The organism is Enterovibrio nigricans DSM 22720 (genome assembly GCF_900167155.1).
Classification (GTDB): Bacteria; Pseudomonadota; Gammaproteobacteria; order Enterobacterales; family Vibrionaceae; genus Enterovibrio; species Enterovibrio nigricans.
The window spans coordinates 1-5677 of record NZ_FUXU01000140.1; the positions used below are offsets into that span (position 1 = coordinate 1).

At 43.9% G+C, this 5677-nt stretch carries 4 protein-coding genes; 3 read left to right on the forward strand and 1 reads right to left on the reverse strand.

The features are described 5' to 3' along the window. Nucleotides 1-440: 440 nt before the first annotated feature. Nucleotides 441-1589 carry a sulfotransferase domain-containing protein gene (locus tag B5D35_RS22500; RefSeq protein WP_078754663.1) on the forward strand — a complete coding sequence of 383 codons (1149 nt, stop codon included), beginning with the start codon at nt 441-443 and terminating at the stop codon, nt 1587-1589. A 105-nt stretch (nt 1590-1694) separates the two neighbouring features. Here B5D35_RS22500 and B5D35_RS22505 read toward each other — a convergent pair whose 3' ends face one another. After that, on the reverse strand, nt 1695-2420 hold the full coding sequence (locus B5D35_RS22505; protein ID WP_078754664.1) for a TetR/AcrR family transcriptional regulator: 726 nt from the start codon (nt 2418-2420) through the stop codon (nt 1695-1697). Between the two features lie 300 nt (nt 2421-2720). Here B5D35_RS22505 and B5D35_RS22510 point away from each other — a divergent pair, with 300 nt between their 5' ends. Next, complete coding sequence (locus tag B5D35_RS22510) at nt 2721-3869, forward strand: efflux RND transporter periplasmic adaptor subunit (RefSeq protein ID WP_244556715.1); 1149 nt, start codon at nt 2721-2723, stop codon at nt 3867-3869. Continuing rightward, nucleotides 3869-5656 carry an efflux RND transporter permease subunit gene (locus tag B5D35_RS22515; protein WP_244556716.1) on the forward strand — a complete coding sequence of 596 codons (1788 nt, stop codon included), beginning with the start codon at nt 3869-3871 and terminating at the stop codon, nt 5654-5656. Before B5D35_RS22510 ends, B5D35_RS22515 begins: the two co-directional genes overlap by 1 nt. Nucleotides 5657-5677 lie beyond the last annotated feature (21 nt).

Sequence of the window (5677 nt, forward strand, 5' to 3'; positions counted from 1 at the left end):
GCCTGAAACTCAGTATATTGCTTAAGAACCGAACAACTTTAGGCTGCCATGTCTTCCAACCGAATTAAGCAACAAAGCCATGAAAAAGAGGAATTGTATTTTATTAACACTAGTTTGGTGATGTAAATAAATCCGGACGCAATAAAGTCCACATCATTAATATGCCGTTACTTTTTGTATTACTCAAAAACATCAAAAATGATCGTTTCCTTTTTCATTCAAATGGGCGCATTAAATCCCTGCTGGGATTGAGTTAACACAATCATTGAAATGAGCTATTCAAGTTCTAAACGTGGGAGTGACTGGCTCACAAAAAGTGTCTGTTATTTTGTGCAATAATGCGCTTCGGGATATCACACTACTACTCAATATGTGCTTAACGTCCTGATTGGCTAGGTTTGTATTAAGCATTAAACGCGTCAGTTTAGAAGGTGAGGTCTATGCTCGTAGCAACATTGGTTTTTGTACTAACCGTCTTAGCGTTGTATGTCTTGTATGTTGGGCATTTTATGCGGTGGCACACAGAAAACACTCAAGGTAATGCTTACTTTGGTAAAACACTTCAGGAGCGGCGTGAAATTAAACGTAAGGTGATAAAGCATGCACCTTTTGTCAGCCCTTTTTTGCGAGCAGTGGCGTTGGTCGCGTACAACTCAAACAAAATACCAAAAACGAATTATAAAAATGTCACCGGACCAATGATGACGTCCAGTAATGAATCATTTAAAGCGGGCAGCGAATATTTGCCGACGGAAGATGACATTATCGTCGCGACGCAAATGCGTTGTGGCACAACGTGGATGCAACAAATCGTTTTTGAAATCCTTCACAAAGGGGAAGGGAATTTAACTGACACTGGGTATAAACATATTAATTCTGCCAGTGCATGGATTGAATGTAGTCAACATAGTGGCGTGCCATTGGCGGATTCACCAAAACTTGGTGAGGCGCAAAAGCGTGTACTGAAAACCCACTTTCCGACTTCACTTTGTCCTTATAGTGAAAGCGCCAAATATATCTATGTGACACGACATCCTGTTAGCTGTTATGCCTCTGTACACGATTTCGTATCGACAGTAGCAGGGCCATTTGCGCCAGCTCAAGATAAGTTTCTGGATTGGTATTGTTCGGATGAATTTTACTGGACGAGCTGGCCTCACCATGTTGATGGTTGGTGGAAATGGGCCAGTGAGCGGGACAATATTACCTTTGTACATTTTGAAGATCTTAAAGCGGATCCAAAAAGCGTGATCAGAATGATTGCGGATTTTCTGAATGTGACACTCACAGAGGACGAGTTCCAGAAAGTCCTCGCCAAAGCCGATTTTAGCTACATGCGCGAACGGGAAGAGTATTTCGAAATGACACAGCCTTCAGTGAATACGGTGATGTCAAAAACGCACTTCTTTAACGGTGGTAAATCTAACCGTCACAAAGAAGTTCAAGCGCACGAAAGGGCGCAGATCAATCAATTTGTGTCTGAGTATCTTGCTGATAGCCCTTACCCGTTGGCTGAGCATTATCCTGACGTGACAAGCAGTGAGCAAGAAAACCCCAAAGTGACTGATGAGATGCAACCCGCAGTGTAACGAGCGATAAATGACAAAAGCGAGCCGAATGGCTCGCTTTTTCAATTGGTAAATCAAGTATTACCTGTGCACATACCTGTCAACGACAAGCGGCATTCACAGTGCTTACCGTAAGCCCCTTTCGATAAGTATCTGCTCAATTTTTCCAAGCTCTTCCAGTGATACCGGATGTCTCCACGGGTAACTGTTGGTCATTCGTACGGATGCTCGTAGTAATGGATGGGTGAGACTGAGTGGAACATTCACGTTATTCTTTTCTTCAGTAATATAAGTGTCGTGCGGATGATTGAGTATCAGAGGAAAACCCATATTTACAGCCCATTGCAAAAGCATGAACTCTTCAATAAGCCTTTCTTTCTCGCCGTCATGACACAATAACTCTTCTGCTTGGACTGCATCGTTGAGGGCATTCATAAAGTGCAGCCTTATCTCGTCTGAGGCATGGAACATTTTGTCGAGCCACTTCTCGGATGCTTTGGCGAGTAAATCCCTATTTTTTATCATTGAAACCAATTGATAACCAAAGGGATAGCGGTACATCGCTTCTTGAGATACGAGGTTTATTGCCACTATCTTCGCAGGTAATGAGTAAGGCAAAGTAAGAACGTCACGAATCACCTTCGACGCTTGTTTGTCGAGCCTTACAGACAGTGCGACCAACACATCTTCTTTAGACTGGATATGCTTATAGACAGAGCCCATAGATAGGCCTGCATGTTTGGCAATTGCAGACATTTTAAAATCAATCAATGAACTGTCGAGAATGCACTGTGCGGCAGCATCAAGAATCAACTGTTCTTGCTCAGCGAAAGAGTGTTTAGGTGCAGGCATAGGATATCTTTATTCGAATTATATTCGAGCAAATGCTAATGAATCTGTTCACCTGAGTCAATCCTAACCATTTCGCTGCTACGAGTTCCGAAATATTGTCAATGAATATAGTTTTCACCCTGATTTAATACATTATCCTTTTGTTATAAAAGAAATATTTATTTATTTAGTTATCCTTGCATCAATCCTGTTAACTTGACAAAAAAGCCATGGGACTTAGTATTCCCTTGGTGTGAACATCATTCGAATATAATTCGAATGATGTTGTTTATTACAGTTTAAGACGTTAACGGTGAGGCTATGGGAAAGAAAAAGACTGCTTATGCTGCTTGGCTTGTGGTGGGTTCAGGCTTAATTGCTGTCATTGGAGGATTGGCTTTCTACAAATTCAGTGAAATCAAATCGGCTATCGCGATGGCTGAGTCCTTTCCTGAGCATTATGAAGTGGTTGATGTCGCTTACGTAGAAGTGGCCGAACATACACCTACTGTCAGTGTTCTAGGGAATGCGGTAGCCCCGTTACAGACGGCGTTGTTTACAGAGCGTTCGGGTAAGGTAGCATTTGTCGGTTTTAGGTCAGGAGAAGAAGTAGCCAAAGGCGAAGTGCTGTTTCAGCTAAACATCACCGAAGAACTCGCGCGTATAAAATCAGCAGAAGCGCGTGAGCGACATGCTAAGTCGGTATTTCAGCGTTATAAAACGTTATTAGCGAAAAAGGCCATTAGCCAAGAACAATATGAACAAGCTTATGCCGATCTCATTGTGATTCAATCTGAAATTGACGTGCTAAAAACAACGATTGACCAAAAAACAGTCATCGCACCGTTTTCCGGAGTATTGGGAATGCACAGCGTGAAGCGAGGAGACTATGTCTCTGCAAACCAAATGCTGTCCAACTTTGTAGGGGAAACGACGGATATCTGGGTAGAGTTCAGTGTGCCGCAGTTTTATCCTCAGCTAGAGGTAGGATCTCAGGTGCGGGTAAGAAATATCGATGCACTGGGACGTTCAACATTTCAATTGGCGAACGTTATTGCCAAAGACACGCAGATATCCAGTTCCACTCGCAGTCTCAAATACCGTGCTGCGCTTAGCCAGCATATCGCTAATTACACATCCAATACACCACTAGAAGTATTGATACCCATCAGTGCGAATAAACACGTATTTAAAGTGCCAAGCACATCCGTTAACCAAGATTTGTACGGCGCATACGTGGTGAAGCTTGTCGAGCAAGATGATGATTCAGGCTCATTTCGTGCTGAGCGACTTTCTGTCGCGGTGATAGCTGAAAAAGAAAACGTGAAGTTTATTTCCCACGGCGTGTACCAAGGAGAAGCCATTGCTGCAGCGGGGGCGTTTAAACTCTATGAAGGCATATTGGTTCGAGTGAGAGAAAACAGATTGGTCCCTGAAGAGGCGGAAATCGCGCTGGCAGGAGGGGAATAATGGATATTTTTGTAAAGAAGCCTATTTTAGCGATCGTTATCTCCTTGATCATTATGATTTCCGGGTTATTGGCCGCTTCTCGATTAGCCATTTCACAGTTTCCCCAAATAGAAAGTTCTTCCCTTGTTATCACTACTGAGTATGTCGGGGTTTCTGCCGATGTAGTGAAGGGATTTATTACCGAACCCATTGAAAAAGCGGCAATGAGCGTGCCAGGTGTCGACTATGTTGACTCTTCGACGACTGCGGGAATGAGCAAGGTCACAGTGTGGCTTAAGCTAAACGAAAACAGCACGGACGCGTTAGCTGAGCTTAATTCAAGATTGAGTCAAATTTCTTATGAATTGCCCACAGGTGCACAAGATCCAAGCGTGTCAGTTAACCGTGTTGACAGGCCTAGTGCGACGTTTTATCTAACCGTTTCTAGTTCAACAATGGATAGAGCAGCGCTGACGGACTATTTGGAGCGAGACGTAACGCCTTGGTTCTCTTCAATTGAAGGCGTACACAGTGCCGATGTACTCGGTGGTAGAAAACCTGCGATTCGCGTGTGGTTAGACCCTTTAAAAATGGCGAGTTTGAACATCGGTGCACATGAAGTTCGGCAGGCACTTATTGATAATAATATTATCGCTTCGTTGGGCAGTGTAGAGAACACCACCCAGAACATTAGCATTATGAGTAATGCCTTACTGCAAACTGCGGATGATTTTCGGCAGCTAATCATAAGAAAAAGTGACAATGTCTTTGTCCATCTAGGGGATATTGCGCGAATAGAGTTAGGGGAAGATCGCGGCTCAGATTCGGCTCGCCTCGACCTCAACGAGTCGGTTTTTATCGGGATTGTCACTTCACCGGGTTCGAACGAAATCGCCATTGGTGATGAACTCTATACATTACTCGCGTCGATGAACGAGCGCTTACCAGAAGGTACGACGATTACCATTGGCTACGACGGCACGCAGTATATGCGTGATGCCTTAAAGGAAATATTTACGACGTTGATTGAAACGGTACTGCTCGTCGGCGTTGTCATTTTGCTGCTGATGGGATCGTTCCGGACGGCACTTGTACCGCTAATTACTATTCCAATCTCCATCTTAGGTAGTGTGGCAGCCATGTTACTGGCCGGTTTCTCTCTTAACTTACTCACTATCTTGGCGATTGTTTTGTCGGTAGGGTTGGTTGTGGATGATGCGATCGTCGTTGTGGAAAATGTGGCGCGTCATATGCGAGAAGGAAAAGGCAGGATTGAAGCTGCGCTGCTCAGCTCGCGTGAACTCCTGCGTCCAATATTCGCAATGACAATTACCTTGGCTCTGGTATTCGCACCCATCGGTTTTGTGAGTGGCCTGTCTGGTGCTTTATTTAAAGAATTCGCCTTTACATTAGCGATAGCGGTACTGTTTTCCGGCGTCGTGGCGATTACGTTATCACCGATTATGAGTGCGTATGTTTCTCCTGAAAAAGGTCAAGAAGGGCGCTTTACGAAAAAAGTAAATGGTCTATTTGAACGCATCTCAACACGTTATGAACGGGCCCTTTATTGTGTGTTCTCCCATCGCCAAGCCATATTGGTTGGCGCATTTGTACTGTCGCTTCTCATGGTTCCTTTTTACTTATTTTCACAGAAAGAACTTGCTCCAGTAGAAGATCAGAGCACGTTATTTGTTATCTCTGAAGCCCCGTCTGGTGCGTCCTTAGAATACAACAATGGGTACATGCAAGAGGCTTTGTTGCTTAATTCGGTTGGAAGACATGGCAGCCTAAAGTTGTTCGGTTCTTAAGCAATATACTGAGTTTCAGGC

Coding starts and splice junctions, on each gene's coding strand:
- B5D35_RS22505 (WP_078754664.1), bottom strand. CDS start 2,420: ATGCCTGCACCTAAACACTCTTTCGCTGAGCAAGAACAGTTGATTCTT.
- B5D35_RS22500 (WP_078754663.1), top strand. CDS start 441: ATGCTCGTAGCAACATTGGTTTTTGTACTAACCGTCTTAGCGTTGTAT.
- B5D35_RS22510 (WP_244556715.1), top strand. CDS start 2,721: ATGGGAAAGAAAAAGACTGCTTATGCTGCTTGGCTTGTGGTGGGTTCA.
- B5D35_RS22515 (WP_244556716.1), top strand. CDS start 3,869: ATGGATATTTTTGTAAAGAAGCCTATTTTAGCGATCGTTATCTCCTTG.